The organism is Aquirufa antheringensis (genome assembly GCF_004307425.1).
GTDB classification, from domain to species: Bacteria; Bacteroidota; Bacteroidia; order Cytophagales; family Spirosomataceae; genus Aquirufa; species Aquirufa antheringensis.
Genome location: NZ_SEWZ01000001.1, coordinates 113996 through 130670 on the forward strand (window position 1 = coordinate 113996; position 16675 = coordinate 130670).

A 16675-nucleotide genomic window follows, 5' to 3' on the forward strand; every position below is an offset into this window, starting at 1 on the left:
AGTATGGGCAGTATATACGGTAAGATATTTCAAATTAGTACGTTCGGCGAGTCGCACGGTGCTGCAGTAGGTGTTGTGGTTACGGGATGTCCGGCAGGAGTTGATTTCGATTTGGATTTTATTCAATCGGAATTAGATCGCCGCAAACCGGGTCAATCGCGCATCACAACGCAACGTAAAGAAGCGGATTCAGTGGAAGTAGTTTCCGGTGTATTCGAAGGAAAAACGACGGGTACGCCTATTGCGATGCTTGTTTGGAATGGAGACCAGCGCTCGAAAGATTATTCACACATTGCGGATCAATTCCGTCCTTCGCACGCCGATTTTACCTACCAAGAAAAATATGGTGTTCGCGATTACCGTGGAGGCGGCCGTAGCTCGGCGAGAGAAACGGTGGCGCGGGTGGCTGCTGGGGCTTTGGCAAAATTAGTATTAAACCAATTAGGGGTTAAAATTACCGCCTACGTTTCACAAGTAGGAACCTTAAAATTAGTAACGCCTGTAGAGCAACTGGATTTAGCGGTTGCAGAAACAAACGCCGTGCGTTGTCCTGACACCCAATTAGCCGAAGAAATGTTCACCTATATCGATGAAATCCGCAAGCAAGGGGATTCCGTGGGAGGTGTCGTTTCTGCCTACATCACGGGTTGCCCGGTGGGTTTAGGCGAACCTGTTTTCGATAAATTACACGCTGAATTAGGCAAGGCGATGTTAAGCATAAATGCCGTAAAAGGCTTTGAATACGGTTCTGGATTTGATGGAGTTGAACTCCGCGGATCTCAGCACAACGATATCATCGTCAAAGACGAAGCCGGAAAAGTAAGCACGGTTACCAACCATTCAGGCGGTATTCAAGGAGGGATTTCGAATGGCGAGCCCATCTATTTTCGCGTAGGATTCAAGCCGGTGGCTACGATTATGCAGGATCAGGATAGTTTGAACAATTCTGGAGAAAAGATTGTTGTATCAGGCAAAGGTCGTCACGATCCTTGTGTCGTGCCACGCGCCGTGCCTATTGTGGAGGCGATGTCTGCGATCGTATTATTAGATTTCTATTTACGTCATCGTTTGACAAAATTATCGGACGTTTTATGATTCCAAACGAGGATGAATATTATATGAGCCTTGCGCTGAAACAAGCGGAGCGGGCTTTAGAGGACGAAGAAATTCCGGTAGGAGCAGTGGTCGTTTGCCAAGGAAAAATTGTGGCAAAGGCCTATAACCAAACGGAAATTTTGACCGACGTAACGGCGCACGCAGAGATGATTGCGATCACCTCTGCCGCCCAAACAATCGGCGCTAAGTATTTGAAAGATTGCACGCTTTACGTGACCCTGGAACCTTGCCTCATGTGTGCAGGGGCCATTTATTGGTCGCAGTTAGGGCGATTAGTGTACGGTGCTTCAGAAGAGAAGCGCGGCTTTGAAAAACTAGGAACAGGCATTTTACACCCGAAGACAGAGATTGTTGGCGGGGTTTTGGCAAACGAATCAGAACAACTACTAAAGGAGTTCTTTTCGATGCGACGCTAATAAAATGGTAAATGGTGAATGGTTAATGGTAAATGAGGTGCCATTCATAAATGGTGAATGGTAAGTGGTAAATGGTGAATGAGGTGCCAGTCTAGTTGGACTTTTATAAATGCTGTTTTGGGAGATAAGCAAAAAGCTTTCTTTCGATTTCTAATGATTTTGCAGTTTCTCAATTCTTGAGTATAAATTTTATTAAAAACTCCTTACATTTTAGATTTTCTTAAATTGAATAATAAGATTAAAAATTGTATTATTCGTCGTTAAAATATAATTATATTTTTTGTTTTTAGGTTGCAAGTTCTTTGGATACTTGTATGTTTGTATCACTAACCCTAATTCAAAAAAATATATGACACAACACCTAACTCTACCTAATAATTTTGATTTTACTTCTCGAGAAGCTCAAGTTATTCAATTTTCTAAGGATAATTTTACATGCAAAGAAATTGCCGAACATTTATTTATTTCTGAAAATACGGTGCGTAAACATCGTCGAAATATCATGACTAAAATAGGTGTTTCAGGTAAAAAGGATTTCAGAAAATTTCTTCGGGACTATCCCTCCCTTCTTTTCAAATAATAAGAATTATTATACATTTTATTGTAACAATTTAATTTTATACTACAAAAATACTACATTAGGTAGTATTTGCCAGATAAAGGATTGCTAATACCTTTAAACCAAGTTTCGAAGCCTTGGTGAATCCCGAAAAACCACTAAGCAGTAGGGAAAAAATCTAATGTATTCATTATGAAAAAGTTACTCTCTTTAGTTGTCCTTGGGCTCGCGCCCTTTATCAGTAGTGCGGAATATTGTGAAACAGTCTACTGGACTTCATCCCACAATGTTGATTATGGTTACAAAGTATGTTCATCAAGTGGAAATGTAAACGCAGTTCAAAGTTACATAGCTATGCTAAAACGGACCTCATATTAATTTTTAAAGAGAATGGATTTGATTTTTAGATCCATTCTCTTTTTACTAAAACTATTTGACTATGAAAAAGTACGTTATTGTAATTCTTTTATCCTTATTGCCGCGTATGTTTTTAGCGCAAAATGGCATTATTGTCACGTATGAAGAAAATCAATTTGGGAATACCAATACAATGCGATTGACTAGTAATGGAGAAATGAGTATCTATAAAATGATGGCGAGAAAGGAGCGACAACAAAATCCAGCTCAAGTAATGAGAGCAATACAAGATATGGACAAAAACGCTATTTATCTTGTGAAACTTTTTAAGGATAATAAAATTTTGTATCCCGCGATTCGTGTTTTTGATCGAAAAAAAGAGATTATTTCCGATTCTTTAAATTCAATCAAATGGAAAATTATGTCTAATATTCCACCGACAAAGTACCTAGGTAGAAAAGTGAAAATAGCTAAATGTCGATTTCGGGAGAGAAACTATATCGCTTATTATTGTCCCGATATCCCTATTTCTGATGGGCCCTTTAAATTTAATGGGTTACCAGGTATAATATTGAAAATAGAAACCGATGATCACATGTTTTCTTTTTCAGCGACAAAAATTGAGTTTGTAGAGAATCCTCAGATTAAGATAGCGCCCAAGTATTTCAGCAATCAAATTCCATTTTGGGCCTATGTGAAGTTAGCCAAAAAAGAAATGGCAGAAAATTATAAACAGTTTTTGTCTACTCTGCCTCCAGATCAAAGGAATACAAAATTTGATGTGAAAATCGACAGGCTCGAAATGGTATTTTGAGCCGGAATAATATAACAAAGCTAAATTTTACAATTATGAAATGTCTTAAACAGGTGTTGTCGTTTTGCTTTATCCTTTTGTCGAATGTAGTGGTTGCGCAATCTTCTATCTCAGTTGAATACAAAGAATGGTGTCCGCTTCCTGACTATATTTCTGGTGGTACAAATATTCATAAATTGATTCTTTATCCTACTTATTCGGTTTATTTTCAATCTAAATTCATTAAAAATAATTCGCCCTATTTTGCGGCTTCGGAACCTGAGGATACATTCAAAAAGGCCAATGATTTATTGTTTAAGTTTTACCAAGGCAAGAAGATTCTGTTTCTTTCACCGAAAATCAATAAGGCCTATTTTGTGGTATCTGATTCGTTGAATTTGATGAAATGGAAAATTCAAAAATCAAAACCTATTCGGTATTTGGGATTAGATTGTTATGAAGCTAAAGCGCATTTTAGAGGAAGAAATTATACCGCCTATTTTGCTCCTAAAATAAAGAAATCGGATGGGCCATTTAAGTTTTCTGGACTTCCAGGTTTGATTATTAAAGTTGCTGCTGATGATAATTATACTATTTGGCAAGCGATCAAAATCAATTACAACGAAAAAGCTAATGTAGGAATAACTGAAAAATTCAAGGAAAAACCTGTACCGTTTCATACCTATGCTAGTTGGCAAAAAATGGAAGACAAAAGAGCGATTAAAGATTTGATAAAAAGGTATCCTGCGCCTCCAGGTGAAATACGTATTCATGAATTTCCGCACTTAGAAAAAAACCTTCAGCTTTAAGTTTTATTTATAGCAATTTAGAGGGTTCGATTTTCTATTTATGTAGGTAAGTTCTTTAGGGGAATATTATAAATCGTTTATACAATGACAAAAATTAAAATCATTTGCATTATTGAAAATTCGATTAGTCACTTAAACCCTGTTTTTAATTTATTCCATGCGCTTTTAAGAAGAGGCAATGATCTTGACCCTTATTTTATTTCTCATATTTCTTTTCAATCTAGCATCGAAGAAAATGGTTTTCATTTTATTGAGTGTAAATCATTGAATTTCGGTTTAGAAAATCACGAGATTTTTTGCCAAAACTATTTACAAAAACTTCATTTCTGCTTGAATGAAAATAATTTTGAAAATAGGAGAATTGATCTTTTGGAACATATCGAAAAAATAAGGCCTGATTATGTTTTTGTTGATTCGATGCTTTGGGGAGACCAAGTAGTTTTAGAAAAAATCAAATCTGCAAAACTTGATTTTAAGATTAAAGGAATCCAGACCCTATTTAACGCGGATTTTTCTACAAAAAACTTACCACTTCATTCTAGGTTTGTTCCCACTTCTTTTGACCTCGTAGGAAGGATGTCGATTACCTTAGTTTGGTTAAGGTATTGGATCATCAAATTTGTTAGAAATACTGTATATCAATTTAAGTTTTTGGGCTATACCGAATTTCGAAAAATTAAAACCCAATTAAAAGAAATAAATAAAACCCGAAAAGTTAAGTTGAAAATTAATAAATGGAACTCTTTTAGTCCTCGATTATCAACTATAGAAACCATACTATTACTTCCTAAATCTGTTGAGTTTTCAAGTGAAGGCAGTAGTTTAATTAAGCATTTAGGCTATTTCGAAAATACAGTGCTTAATTCAGATGAGGCAAACTTATTTTTAAAGAATTCCATAAAATATGAAAAAGTAATTTTACTAAGTCAAGGTACATTGCAACGGGAATTAAATTCAGATTTGAATTCATTTTATCAAAAGTTTTTAGAATTGGTAAAATGGTATCCCACGTATTATTTCATAGCTTCTTTTGATCAAACGTTTTTAGAATCGACTGATTTAAGTGCATATGCAAATTTATATGCTACTCATTTTTTACCTCAAAGGAGTTTACTGACTCAGGTAGATCTGTTTATTTCTCATGGTGGTGCGAATTCCATTTTAGAAAGCATCTTAGCCGAATGTCCTATTTTAATCACACTCAATAATTTTATTTTTGATCAAAATGGAAATGCCGCACGAATTAAATATCACGGATGTGGAGAATTTGTAGATTTTAATCAGCCCTTGAATGAATGGACAAATAGGATGGACCTGTTAATTCAACAAAGCAATTCTTATAAAATTAGAATTCAACATTTGAAGAAAAAGATACAGGAAGAAGTTTATGATTTAGAGAATTTACTATTTGCCTAGTTTTAAAATTCTGATTCATTTAATGTGTATTTCGAATATGTGGAAAAAACTTGGAGATTGACTAAGCAGCTTTTTACTTCTTTATCGTTTTGTGTAGTATTTTTTTGCTCATGGCAGGGAATGGCTCAAAATTCTATGTATCGATTTCAGCTTTTAGACGGTGCTACAGGAAAGCCTATTCACAGGGGCATAATTACCTACGAAGATACACTCGGGAATTTTGTCAAATTCACCAAAATAGATTCTAGTATTTCAAAAGATGAGGTTCCCAACAAGGTGCTCAAGCTGTCCATTAATTCAATAAATTATCATACTTATTCAGATGTAATCCATTTTCCTGTGCGCGAGACCCAGTATTTTTTCATGAAAAAAGATACGGCCTATCAGCTTACAGAAGTGATTGTTCGACCTAAAAATTATAATTATTTACCTGATACCGTATCTATCAAGGTGAAAGATTTACGAATCTCAACGGATAAAAAAATAGAAGATCTATTGAGGAGATTTCCAGGAGTCAAAGTGGAAGAAAGTGGTAGGATGACCTATCGAAATAAGCCGGTTGAAACAGTGCTTTTGGATGGAGATAACCTGATGGAATCTAATTACACAATGGCTACTAAAAATATCAATATAGATGAAATTGAAGAAATAGAAGCATATGACCATTTTTCCGAAAATTCCATTGTGGCAGGTTTAGGGTCATCGCAATCTGTTGCGCTTAATCTTAAGTTTGCTAGGAATTTTTCTTACACCCAATTTGGAGAAGCTAATATGGCCGTAGTGGAAGATCAACTGAATGGTTATTCCATTAAATCCAATTCTATAATCAATACAAAATATGTTAAGACCTTCGCCTTGCTTACCTCCAATAATGTAGGGGATAATCAATCATCTATTAATTATTCGGATTACCGGGATATGAGTCCGATGTATGAAAATCTTCCTAGTTTTCCTCTGAACTATGGAGGAAGCTTCCCAAATGAAGGGAAGCTAAAATTGAACAGGAATAAGCAGCTGAATGTGAATGTAAATAATATATTTAAAATCCATAGAAAACTTACCCTTAAATTATTTACTACTTATTTGAATGACGAATTCTCTAATCAAAATGCTAATCATACCGAAATCAAACTGCCAGGATATAGTTTTATTACCTCTGATGTGTATGATTTTCACACCTTACCTAAAAAATGGGGACAATCAGTTAATTTAAAATATCAACCTAATGGGTATGTCATAATGGAAGGAAAGTATTATTTGAATAGAGGTGAAATTCAATATGTCACTAATCAAACAATTAATACCGAATTAGGATTTGAGTCCAATCAAAAAAGTCTAATCAAGGATTATTATGTAGAAACATTGAGCACGATAAAGACTGGGGAAAATTCTGCATTTCAACTGTTGATTCAAAATTTAGCGAGTCAAAATGAGGTCGATTTGCGAATGGCTTACCAAAATCCACTTAACCTAAAAATCAATCAGAATTTGCTTCATCAATATCAAGAGAATAAAAGTACAGGAAAGTGGATAAAAGTATGGATTCCAAGAATTCTAATTGCTGAAACTTCCTATGAAAATTTTAGGCTCACACAAAGCTTACTAAGAGTTCAAAAAGAGGCCTCTAGATTTGAAGAGGAACGGTCTACTGTCCGCCAGGAGTTTAAGGGAAATTTGGATGGGTGGGTTTATCGAATGAGTGTAGAAAATGCTCGCATTAAAGTTTATAACAATAACTTAAGTGGTTCTTTTCAGCGATTTAATTTTGATGCAGCGATTAATTCCAAGTTATTTAAACAGAGCTTTAGTATTGATTACTCGCGCAGAATAAACCCTACTTATCGGAATTATTATTTAAACGACACCTTGTATATAGACAGTAGAAATCAACGGATTGATTCTATCCAAATTGGATTCCCAGTGGTAGAAAAATGGAATTTTAATTTGTCAAATTACTTTTTATCCAAGGTGCATTACGAATTATCGTATTCTGTGAATCATTCAGAAGGAGATTTTTTTAATAATAATTTGGTCTCTAATTTGTTTAGCCTACAGAAAAACCAATGGTTGCAAATTCAGTCGTCGCAACAATTACTTCAAGGCGAACTAGCATTTTACTCGAAAGAGCTAGGTATTACTTTTAAAACGAAAGGAGCGTATTCAATCTATAAATTTGCCAATTTAATTAATGATGGAATCTTACGAAATAATCTTTCTACTAACCAGTCATTAACCCTTAGTGTAAAATCTGGCTACATAAAAGCATTTAATTTTTATCAAGCTTTTACGATTGAGCAAAGTGATTTTCAAAATCAATTTACCGATTTCAAAAACACCTTGTATAGAAATGAAATGCAATTATATTTTGTAAAAAATAGAGTCAATAGTTTTCTACAATTAAACTCTTATCAATTTTATTCAGGGGGACCATTTTTGCATTTTTTAGGAATGGGTTTCGATTTGAAATCGAAAAACAGTCAATTGACTTATTCAATTAATTTGCACAATCTACTAGATGTACGAGAGCGTAATTTTTATGTGATTAACGATTATTCAAGATCTGAATTTAAAAACAATTTGGTAGGTAGAATGATTTCTTTAGGTATTCTCTTTTCATTATAACCTAGTTGAGTTGAATTTTCCAGAGCATAAATAAGTTAAGTTTAGTGGTTTGCAGTAAACGAAATTGTGGAACTAACTCACGAATATTTCAGTTTTATAACTAACTTCGGCATTCGATTTAAAACTAATTTTAATCAGTTAATTGATAATGCGCTAGGCGGTATTTACGCTACATTCACCATTTACCACTTACCATTCACCATTTAAATTATACTATTATGTCATTTACATTAGCCCCATTACCTTATGCAAACAATGCGTTAGAGCCGCATTTCGATGCATTAACCATGGAAATCCACCATGATCGTCACCACAATGCGTATGTGACTAACTTGAACGCAGCGGTAGCTGGAACGGAATTAGAAGGAAAGTCTTTAGAAGAATTATTCACTTCTATCTCTACCTTATCTCCGGCAGTTCGTAACAACGGTGGTGGTCACTTTAACCACGATTTATTCTGGAATATCTTATCGCCAAACGGTGGTGGAGCTCCAGTAGGCGCTTTAGCGAAAGCGATTGATGCGAAATTTGGTTCTTTTGATGCCTTTAAAGAAGAGTTTAAGAAAGCGGGTTTAACGCGTTTCGGTTCAGGCTGGGCGTGGTTAGTAGCGCAGAAAGATGGTTCAGTAGCGGTTTCAAGCACGCCTAACCAAGACAATCCATTGATGGATGTGGCTGATGTAAAAGGCTTCCCTGTGATTGGATTAGACGTTTGGGAGCATGCTTACTATTTGAAATTCCAAAACAAGCGTCCTGATTACATCGATGCATTCTGGAGTGTAGTGGATTGGAACAAAGCAGAAGCGCGTTACCAAGCGGCTCAGAAATAATACAATTGGACGGGAGGATGAAAATTCTCCCGTTTTTTTCGGCTTTCTTTTGCAATATTGGAAGCTTTGCGTATTTTTGCAGTCCCAAATGGCGGTTGTAGCTCACTCGGTTAGAGCACTGGTTTGTGGTACCAGGGGTAGTGGGTTCGAATCCCATCATCCGCCCAGAATGCCTCAGTAGAAATACTGGGGCATTTTTTGTGGTTTTTTTTCTTATATTAGAATGCTCTTAAAATAGTAAATGCCCCACCGAGGCGGGGCATCGGCCCAAAGATGCTATCTTTGGGGGAGCTCAACACAAAGATAAATTTAAGCACAGGCGAATGCAAGCAGATGAAAAGAAAAAATTACGAGTAATGGCCTATGTAGATGGGTCTAACTTGTATTTTGGGATGATTGAATCCGGCGCTCGCAAATGCAAGTGGTTAAATGTCTATCAATTGATGAAGAGCTTTGTTCGTTCGAATCAAGAACTAGTGGGGGTGAAGTTTTTTACCAGTCGAATTACCCATAATCCGCCCAAAGAGAAGCGTCAAACCACTTACCTAGAAGCGCTTGAATCGACAGGTGTAGAGCTGATTTATGGTTCTTATCACGCGAAATTCGAGGATTGCAGGGAATGCGGGCATCAATGGGTCGTACCTTCTGAGAAGATGACGGACGTGAATTTAGCGACTCACTTGATCATGGACGCGCATTTAGATGTGTACGATATAGCCATTGTTGTTTCTGGGGATAGTGACTTTGTCCCCTGCATCGAGGCCGTGAATACGACCTTTTTAGATAAGTCGGTGGTCGTATTTTTTCCTCCGGGACGGCACAATAATTCAGTGGCAGAGGTCGCTCGGGCAAATCAAATCATTGGCCGCCCTAAATTAGTTGAAAGTCAATTTCCCCCTAAAGTGGTGAAAGTAGATGGATATGTCTTAGAAAAGCCGGAAGGCTGGTAAATTAATCCTATGAATCCTGTATTTCTGAAACGTTTTTTGATTGTCTTGTATGCGGCCGGTTTAATCGGGATGCATTTACCTGCAACAGCGGCCTTGTTTACGTCACTCGTTCCATTGACCCTTTGGTTTACGGCCTTCATTTGTCTGGTGTATTTTCCCAAACCTTCGTTTCAAGCCTACCTTTTTCTAGGTGTATTGGCGATTGCGGCTTGGTATTTAGAGGTGCAAGGTGTGAGAACGGGTCAAATTTTTGGTCAGTACTCGTATGGTAAGACCTTAGGTTTTCAAGTATTGAATGTGCCTATTACAATTGGTTTGAATTGGTTAGTGCTGGTAGTAGCAACGAATGCGCTGGTAGAGGAGTGGAACATAGCCGGAAAAATCAGTAAAGCAGCTTTAGGCGCGGGATTAATGACGGCTTTGGATTTCTTAATTGAGCCAGTGGCTGTGCATTTTGACTTTTGGACCTGGGCTGGAGTCCAAGTGCCCACCCAAAATTTTATTGCCTGGTGGTTTGCTTCTTTTGTTTTTCATTTGGCCTATCAAAATACGCCCTTCCCGTCGAAATCTAGCCTATTTAGACTCATTGCTGCCCTGCAATTTTTGTTCTTTTTAGGACATTGGCTATTTTTGCAATTTAATTTCTAAACATTTTCATTAACCTGGTGTTACCACTATAATGAACGTATACTCCATAAAGGATTTAGAGAATTTCAGTGGTATCAAGGCCCATACCATACGTATTTGGGAGCAGCGCTACCATTTGCTGAGTCCTGTGCGTACTGAGACCGGCATACGGACCTATTCTGATGTAGAGTTAAAGCGAATTTTAAATATTGCAACCCTCCAAAATAAAGGAGGAATCAAGATTTCCAAGATTGCCGAATTATCCGAAGCGGAAATTTCCGAGAAAATTTTACAGCTTTCAGGGGGTGATTTAGATTATCCGGAGCACATTCAGGCCATTACGGTGGCCATGATGGATTTAGATGAGTACCGTTTCCAGGAATTGGCGAAGTCCATTACCGAGGCTTATGGTTTTGAGAACTTCATGCTAAAAGTGATTTACCCGTTTTTAACGCGACTAGGCACCTTGTGGCTTTCTGGTTCTGTGGGTCCAGCGCAAGAGCACTTCATTACGCATTTAATTCGCCAAAAAATCATCGCAGCCATCGATTCTCAAATGGCTAAGCCGAAGGCGAATGCCAAGAAATTCTTACTATACCTTCCAGAAGGGGAATTGCATGAAATTGGCTTGCTTTTTGCGAGTTATTTAATCCGTGCACGACAGCATTCAGCGGTTTATTTAGGACAATCTTTACCCTTCGATGAATTGTGTTTGGCCTACGAAATACATCAACCGGATTATGTATTCAGTGTTTTTACGACCGAACCTTCCCAAGATGTTTTGCCCACTTACGTGGCAGACCTAGATAAGCACCTACCAGAGGCTACGATTATGTTAACGGGATATAATGTGTTGCATTCACCTGAGCCCATTCCGGCTAGAATTCAATTGATAAGCGACTTTAATTCCCTGATTCAGTTGATTGAGTCCTAGCTGAAGTTCGGATCTAGCTTTGTCGCATCTTCCACGAATTGTTTCACTTGCTGCTCCTGATCTTTGGGACAAATCATCAACACATTTCCATGTTCCGCTACGATGTAATTCGATAAGCCGTGAATCACCACTAATTTATCCTTAGGCGCCTTGATGATGCAATCGGTCGTTTCATATAGCATCACTTGCGCATCTACAGCATTTTGCAACTCATCTTTTTCATTGATTTCGTGCAAGGATTTCCAGGTGCCTAAATCAGACCAACCGATGTCCGCTAAAATCACTTTCACCTCGCGTGCTTTCTCCATCACCCCGTTGTCCATCGAAATGCTCTTGCAAACGGCATAAACCTTCCGAATAAATTCAGGCTCTTGTTCGGTATAATAAAAGGCGCGACCCTCTTCGAATTGCTCTGCTAAGCGGGAAAGGTATTTTGTTAACTCGTGTTTAAAAGTAGGAATCGAGAAAACGAATAATCCAGCGTTCCATACGTAATCGCCGCTCTCTAAAAAAGCCTCAGCTAATTCTACGTTAGGTTTTTCCGTAAAGGTTTTCACCGTTTTCGCTGTTTCGTTCGACTCTTGGTATTGAATGTAGCCATAACCGGTGTCAGGTCGTGTAGGAACGATGCCCAAGGTCACTAAAACAGGTTCTTTCGCTGCCTCTAAAGCCTCGTTAACACGCGCCTTGAACGCCTCTTCTTTTAAAATGACGTGATCCGCTGGAGCTACGATTATTTTCGCTTTTGGATGCTTTTTGCTGATCTTATAAGCCGCATAGGCGATGCAAGGAGCCGTATTTTTGCGTTGCGGTTCTTTGAGGATTTGGTCTGGACTTAAGAAAGGCAATTGTTCTTGTACGATCCCCGCGAATTCCTCGCTGGTGACGACGTAGATGTTTTCTGGAGCGACAATTCCTTCAAAACGTTCTGCCGTTTGTTGCAGCATCGTTTTGCCCACGCCTAAGACGTCGTGGAATTGTTTAGGATAATTACTTCTGGAGATGGGCCAAAACCGGGTTCCGATTCCACCCGCCATAATGACAAGGCAAGTAGGCATAAGCTTATTTTTGACTGAGGAACGTGTTCACACGTAAGACAGCGTTTTCTCTAATGTTGTGGTAAAATAAATTAATGTCCGCTTTGTGCCAGTTTTTCAACTTAACAAATGCGCGACCGGGTACATAGGGGGTATTTGTCCAAAGAACCCCCAAATGATTCTGTGCATCCGCGAACTCTTTCACGTATTTAAAACCATAGGATACGCCACCGATGTTCTTTTCTTTCGAAACAAAATTCTCATCGGTAGACCACGTCAATGGATTAACGGAGGCTAATTCTGTCACCGTTCCTGGATGCCAAGGTGGTAAATAACCTTGCAAAAAGGTAGTATAAGCGACAAAACATCCAGTTTGTGTAGGTGAACTGCAAACAGGGATATTTTTAAACGTGTTGGTAGGCGTCGCTATCCCAATGATATAGGCCGCCACGAGTTGTTTTCCCAGGTCTTTTCCATCAAAATACTCTTTCAAAAGACGACTAGCATGGACCGTTCCTTGGCTATGGCTGGCGATGATAATGGGTCTGCCTTTATTCTCATGAGTTACATAATAGTCAAAGGCTCTTTTCACATCGGAATAAGCTACGTCTAATGCCGCGTCCTTATCCTCTTTATATTCCGTGACAAAAGCTTGGTAATGTGCCTGGCGGTACCGGGGAGCGAAAATGCGTCCAGCGGCATTAAAAGCGGTGGCCTGATTTAGGATGGTTGAACTATCTACGCTGGTGTTCAATGCCGCATCTGTCATGGAGGCATTCCAAACGTATTCGTTTTCCGGCTTATAAGTGAAAATGGTGGGGTGAATGAAGAAGACGTCCGCTTTCGCATCCGCTTGCCCATCCTGTAGTATTGATTTCCGGGGGACTAAATCTGCTGCATCGTATCGGGATGGCAAGGCAGCCCAAGCGGCTGGGTTTGCATAATCCATTTCAGCTGGCTGGGGAGCGTCTTTCCACCTGGTGCTCAGGACATAAGGCGTCTGGTTGCTTGCGCAAGCGCTCAGGAAAAGTAGACATAAAAAAGCAAGAGCTCTCATAGCAGGAAATTATACACAAAGCTACTAGTTTAATCCCCCTTTTTAAAATTAAATGATTGAGCGGTCGACTTTGTAGATAAGCGATTAAATTATTTTCTGAAAAACTAGTAATTTTTTAATACAAACATAGTGTTGAATACTGAAATCTTCTCTATTTTTGTTGTAATTCGAGTATCCAAAACAAATTGTGTCATTAAAAACACCCATTATGAAAAAAATTATACAACAGATTTTACCTAGCCTTGCGCTTATTCTGTTCTTAAGTGCATCCACTTTTGCTCAGACTAAAATAGGTGGTAAGGTAACGGATGCAGATTCTAAAGAGCCATTAATTGGTGTTAGTATCGGCGTAAAAGGAGCAGTAACGGGAACAATTTCAGATTCCAAAGGTAACTTCTCGCTATCAACGAACAAACCAGGAGCCTTAACGATCGTCGTTTCGATGGTAGGTTATGAGCGCCAAGAAATTCCCGTAAAAGGAAATAAGACCGATTTTCAAATCGCTTTAAAAGAGCAAGCGACTTTGGCTCAAGACGTAGTCGTTTCTGCGTCACGTGTAGAGGAAAGCGTTATGCAGTCACCTGTTTCAGTAGAGCGCTTAGACATTCGGGCGATTCGCGAAACTCCTGCTGCCTCTTTCTACGACGCAATGCGTAACATCAAAGGCGTAGAGGTAAGTGCACAATCGGTGTCTTTCTCGTCTATCGGTATGCGTGGATTTAACAGCAACGGTAACGTTCGTGTGGTTCAAATGATCGACGGTATGGATAACCAAGCGCCAGGTTTGAACTTCTCGGTAGGTAATATCGTAGGTATTTCAGAATTAGATTTACAATCAGTGGACTTATTGCCAGGAGCTGCGTCTGCTTTATACGGCCCTAACGCGATGAACGGTATTATCTTAATGGATTCGAAATCACCTTTCTTATTCCAAGGATTATCTGCTCAAGTGAAAACAGGAGCCATGTATGCTAGCAATCGTACGGAAACGACGACTCCTTATGGAGATATCTCGATTCGTTTTGCCAAAGCCTTTAACAACAAAGTAGCCTTCAAATTAAACTTCAACCAATTGACAGCGGATGACTGGCAGTCAACAGATACACGTGACCAATCTTTATTGAATGGAACGGTATTAGGAGCGGGTTCTCGTGGTACGAACTTAGCTTACAATGGCGTGAGTGTGTATGGTGATGAGACGAACGTGAATATGTTAACTTCATTGAAGCCATTATTAGGAGTTCCTACGAATCCATTAACGGCAGGTATCAATCAGATCTCTGCTGCTACCGGTGGTTTATTAACTCCATCTGCGATCTTAGGTTACATTGTTCCTAACGTAGCGATCTCTCGTGAAGGCTATGCTGAGCGTGATTTATCTTCTTATGCAAACCGCAACATCAAGTTCAACGCCGCTTTACACTATCGTTTTAACGACAAGGTGGAGTTGATCTTGCAAGGATCTTATGGTCAAGGTACAACCATGTACACAGGAGCGGATCGTTATTCGATCAAGAACTTCTCTATGGGACAATACAAGGCAGAATTAAAAGGTTCTAACTTCTTCGTTCGTGCGTATACAACGCAAGAGAATTCCGGTGATGCGTATGCAACAGGTACTTTAGGTCAATTAGTCAACGAAGCAGCTAAGCCATCAACAGCTTGGTATCCTCAATACTTCTCGACTTTCGCAGGTTTGGCATTGACAAACTTTGGAACCGTATTACAAACGAACTTATTGAAAGGTGTGGCACCTGCTTCAGCAGTAGGTTTAGCTGTAGCTAGTACACAATCTTCTTTCCCTTACTACCATGGAACTGCTCGTGCGGTTTCAGATGCAGGTCGTTTAGTGCCAGGTACAGCAGCGTTTAACGCGGCGGTGGATGCGATTAAAGCTAAACCACTTCCTCAAGGAGCTAAGTTTACAGATAAGTCAGCTTTATACCACTTAGAGGGTATGTATAACTTGACGGAGAAATTGAATAACAAACTAGAATTGATCGTAGGTGCAAACTTCCGTCAGTATGCCTTGAATTCAGAGGGAACGTTATTTGCTTTACAAGATGATGGAAGCGAGTTTTCTATCAACGAATATGGTGCGTATGCACAAGCATCTAAGAAATTATTTGCAGATCACTTGAAGGTAACGGGTTCACTTCGTTTTGATAAGAATGAGAATTTTGACGGAGTTTATAGTCCGCGTCTTTCTGGAGTGTATACTCAAGGAACGTCTAACTTCCGTGCTTCCGTGCAAACAGGTTTCCGTATCCCTACAACACAGGATCAATACATTAACTTGTTGACTCCATCTGCTCGTTTATTAGGTGGTTTAGCAGTCGTTCAAGATCGTTACAAATTATCGGGTAACTCTTACACGTTACAATCGATCTTAGCAAATCAAACAGATCCTACGAAGTGGGTAACTTACAAGTCGAAGGCTTGGAAGCCAGAGCAGGTTCAAACAGTGGAATTAGGTTACAAAGGAATGATCACACCACAAATGTTCGTGGATTTCTATGCTTACCAATCCAACTTCACGAACTTCTCAGCGGGTCAAGTGGTAGCGCAACCTAGCACGACTTTGGCAGGTTCATTAAACTACTTCTCTTTCCCATCTAACGTAGATAACGAAGTAGTGACTAACGGTTGGGGCTTAGGCATCGACTATGATTTAGGAAATCGTTGGGCATTAGGAACAAACGTTTCTTACAATGCAGTAAAAGACAATGGTGGATTAGCTGATTACCAATTAGGTTTCAACACACCGAACTACCGTACGAACGTTTCTTTAGGAAACCGTAACATCGGAAATTCAGGTTGGGGCTTCAATACGACTTGGAGATACCAAGATCAATTTGTTTGGCAATCCTCTTTCGTGAACCAAGTAGTGAATCAACAACAATTATCTGTGATTCCTGCGTTCTCAACGTTCGATATGCAAGTAAGCAAGAAAGTATCTGAGATTAAGTCGATCATCAAAGTGGGTGGTACGAACTTAGGCGGAGTTGCTTATACAACAGGATGGGGTAACCCATTAATCGGAAGCATGTACTATGTAAGTATCACTTTCGACGAATTGTTGAACAAATAAGATTTTTTGAAATTATGTTGAGGCTGCCCCTAAAAGGGCAGCCTCTTTTTTTGTACCTTTG

General features: G+C 38.9%; 14 protein-coding genes and 1 tRNA gene. 13 read left to right on the forward strand and 2 right to left on the reverse strand.

Annotated features, from left to right (window positions below; genetic code table 11):
* Positions 1-3: 3 nt before the first annotated feature.
* The 12 genes from aroC to EWU21_RS00630 all read left to right on the forward strand — a co-directional run bounded on the left by aroC (position 4) and on the right by EWU21_RS00630 (position 11429).
* Entirely contained in the window at positions 4-1095 is a 1092-nt protein-coding gene (gene aroC, locus EWU21_RS00575; RefSeq protein WP_130894848.1) for a chorismate synthase, read from the forward strand.
* Entirely contained in the window at positions 1092-1532 is a 441-nt protein-coding gene (locus EWU21_RS00580) for a nucleoside deaminase (RefSeq protein WP_130894849.1), read from the forward strand. Before aroC ends, EWU21_RS00580 begins: the two co-directional genes overlap by 4 nt.
* A 349-nt stretch (positions 1533-1881) precedes the next feature.
* On the forward strand, positions 1882-2112 hold the full coding sequence (locus tag EWU21_RS00585; protein WP_130894850.1) for a helix-turn-helix transcriptional regulator: 231 nt from the start codon (positions 1882-1884) through the stop codon (positions 2110-2112).
* Between the two features lie 418 nt (positions 2113-2530).
* Positions 2531-3262 carry a GLPGLI family protein gene (locus tag EWU21_RS00590; protein WP_130894851.1) on the forward strand — a complete coding sequence of 244 codons (732 nt, stop codon included), beginning with the start codon at positions 2531-2533 and terminating at the stop codon, positions 3260-3262.
* The gene (locus tag EWU21_RS00595) at positions 3259-4050 is read left to right on the forward strand and encodes a GLPGLI family protein (protein ID WP_130894852.1); all 792 of its coding nucleotides are present in this window, start codon (positions 3259-3261) and stop codon (positions 4048-4050) included. Before EWU21_RS00590 ends, EWU21_RS00595 begins: the two co-directional genes overlap by 4 nt.
* A gap of 84 nt (positions 4051-4134) precedes the next feature.
* The gene (locus EWU21_RS00600; RefSeq protein ID WP_130894853.1) at positions 4135-5466 is read left to right on the forward strand and encodes a glycosyltransferase; all 1332 of its coding nucleotides are present in this window, start codon (positions 4135-4137) and stop codon (positions 5464-5466) included.
* Positions 5467-5505: 39 nt separating this feature from the next.
* Positions 5506-8088 carry a hypothetical protein gene (locus EWU21_RS00605; protein ID WP_130894854.1) on the forward strand — a complete coding sequence of 861 codons (2583 nt, stop codon included), beginning with the start codon at positions 5506-5508 and terminating at the stop codon, positions 8086-8088.
* Between the two features lie 218 nt (positions 8089-8306).
* Entirely contained in the window at positions 8307-8918 is a 612-nt protein-coding gene (locus EWU21_RS00610) for a superoxide dismutase (protein ID WP_130894855.1), read from the forward strand.
* 91 nt (positions 8919-9009) lie between these two features.
* Positions 9010-9083 (forward strand) — tRNA-His (locus EWU21_RS00615).
* Between the two features lie 158 nt (positions 9084-9241).
* Positions 9242-9868 carry an NYN domain-containing protein gene (locus EWU21_RS00620; protein ID WP_130894856.1) on the forward strand — a complete coding sequence of 209 codons (627 nt, stop codon included), beginning with the start codon at positions 9242-9244 and terminating at the stop codon, positions 9866-9868.
* A 9-nt stretch (positions 9869-9877) separates the two neighbouring features.
* Positions 9878-10516 carry a carotenoid biosynthesis protein gene (locus EWU21_RS00625; protein ID WP_130894857.1) on the forward strand — a complete coding sequence of 213 codons (639 nt, stop codon included), beginning with the start codon at positions 9878-9880 and terminating at the stop codon, positions 10514-10516.
* A 31-nt stretch (positions 10517-10547) separates the two neighbouring features.
* Entirely contained in the window at positions 10548-11429 is an 882-nt protein-coding gene (locus EWU21_RS00630) for a MerR family transcriptional regulator (protein WP_130894858.1), read from the forward strand.
* Here EWU21_RS00630 and EWU21_RS00635 read toward each other — a convergent pair.
* A complete protein-coding gene (locus EWU21_RS00635; protein WP_236633156.1) occupies positions 11426-12487 on the reverse strand; it encodes a mannose-1-phosphate guanylyltransferase in 1062 nt (353 codons plus the stop codon). The genes EWU21_RS00630 and EWU21_RS00635 overlap by 4 nt on opposite strands.
* Before the next feature lie 4 nt (positions 12488-12491).
* Complete coding sequence (locus EWU21_RS00640; RefSeq protein ID WP_130894859.1) at positions 12492-13523, reverse strand: DUF3089 domain-containing protein; 1032 nt, start codon at positions 13521-13523, stop codon at positions 12492-12494.
* A 208-nt stretch (positions 13524-13731) separates the two neighbouring features.
* On the opposite strand from EWU21_RS00640, the gene EWU21_RS00645 reads away from it, so the two are divergent.
* Positions 13732-16614: a TonB-dependent receptor gene (locus EWU21_RS00645; protein ID WP_130894860.1), complete on the forward strand. Its 2883-nt coding sequence runs from the start codon at positions 13732-13734 to the stop codon at positions 16612-16614.
* Positions 16615-16675 lie beyond the last annotated feature (61 nt).

Bases quoted from the DNA above. Each gene is read 5' to 3' on its own strand.
- aroC (WP_130894848.1), top strand. From the start codon at position 4: ATGGGCAGTATATACGGTAAGATATTTCAAATTAGTACGTTCGGCGAG.
- EWU21_RS00580 (WP_130894849.1), top strand. From the start codon at position 1,092: ATGATTCCAAACGAGGATGAATATTATATGAGCCTTGCGCTGAAACAA.
- EWU21_RS00585 (WP_130894850.1), top strand. From the start codon at position 1,882: ATGACACAACACCTAACTCTACCTAATAATTTTGATTTTACTTCTCGA.
- EWU21_RS00590 (WP_130894851.1), top strand. From the start codon at position 2,531: ATGAAAAAGTACGTTATTGTAATTCTTTTATCCTTATTGCCGCGTATG.
- EWU21_RS00600 (WP_130894853.1), top strand. From the start codon at position 4,135: ATGACAAAAATTAAAATCATTTGCATTATTGAAAATTCGATTAGTCAC.
- EWU21_RS00610 (WP_130894855.1), top strand. From the start codon at position 8,307: ATGTCATTTACATTAGCCCCATTACCTTATGCAAACAATGCGTTAGAG.
- EWU21_RS00620 (WP_130894856.1), top strand. From the start codon at position 9,242: ATGCAAGCAGATGAAAAGAAAAAATTACGAGTAATGGCCTATGTAGAT.
- EWU21_RS00625 (WP_130894857.1), top strand. From the start codon at position 9,878: ATGAATCCTGTATTTCTGAAACGTTTTTTGATTGTCTTGTATGCGGCC.
- EWU21_RS00630 (WP_130894858.1), top strand. From the start codon at position 10,548: ATGAACGTATACTCCATAAAGGATTTAGAGAATTTCAGTGGTATCAAG.
- EWU21_RS00635 (WP_236633156.1), bottom strand. From the start codon at position 12,487: ATGCCTACTTGCCTTGTCATTATGGCGGGTGGAATCGGAACCCGGTTT.
- EWU21_RS00640 (WP_130894859.1), bottom strand. From the start codon at position 13,523: ATGAGAGCTCTTGCTTTTTTATGTCTACTTTTCCTGAGCGCTTGCGCA.
- EWU21_RS00645 (WP_130894860.1), top strand. From the start codon at position 13,732: ATGAAAAAAATTATACAACAGATTTTACCTAGCCTTGCGCTTATTCTG.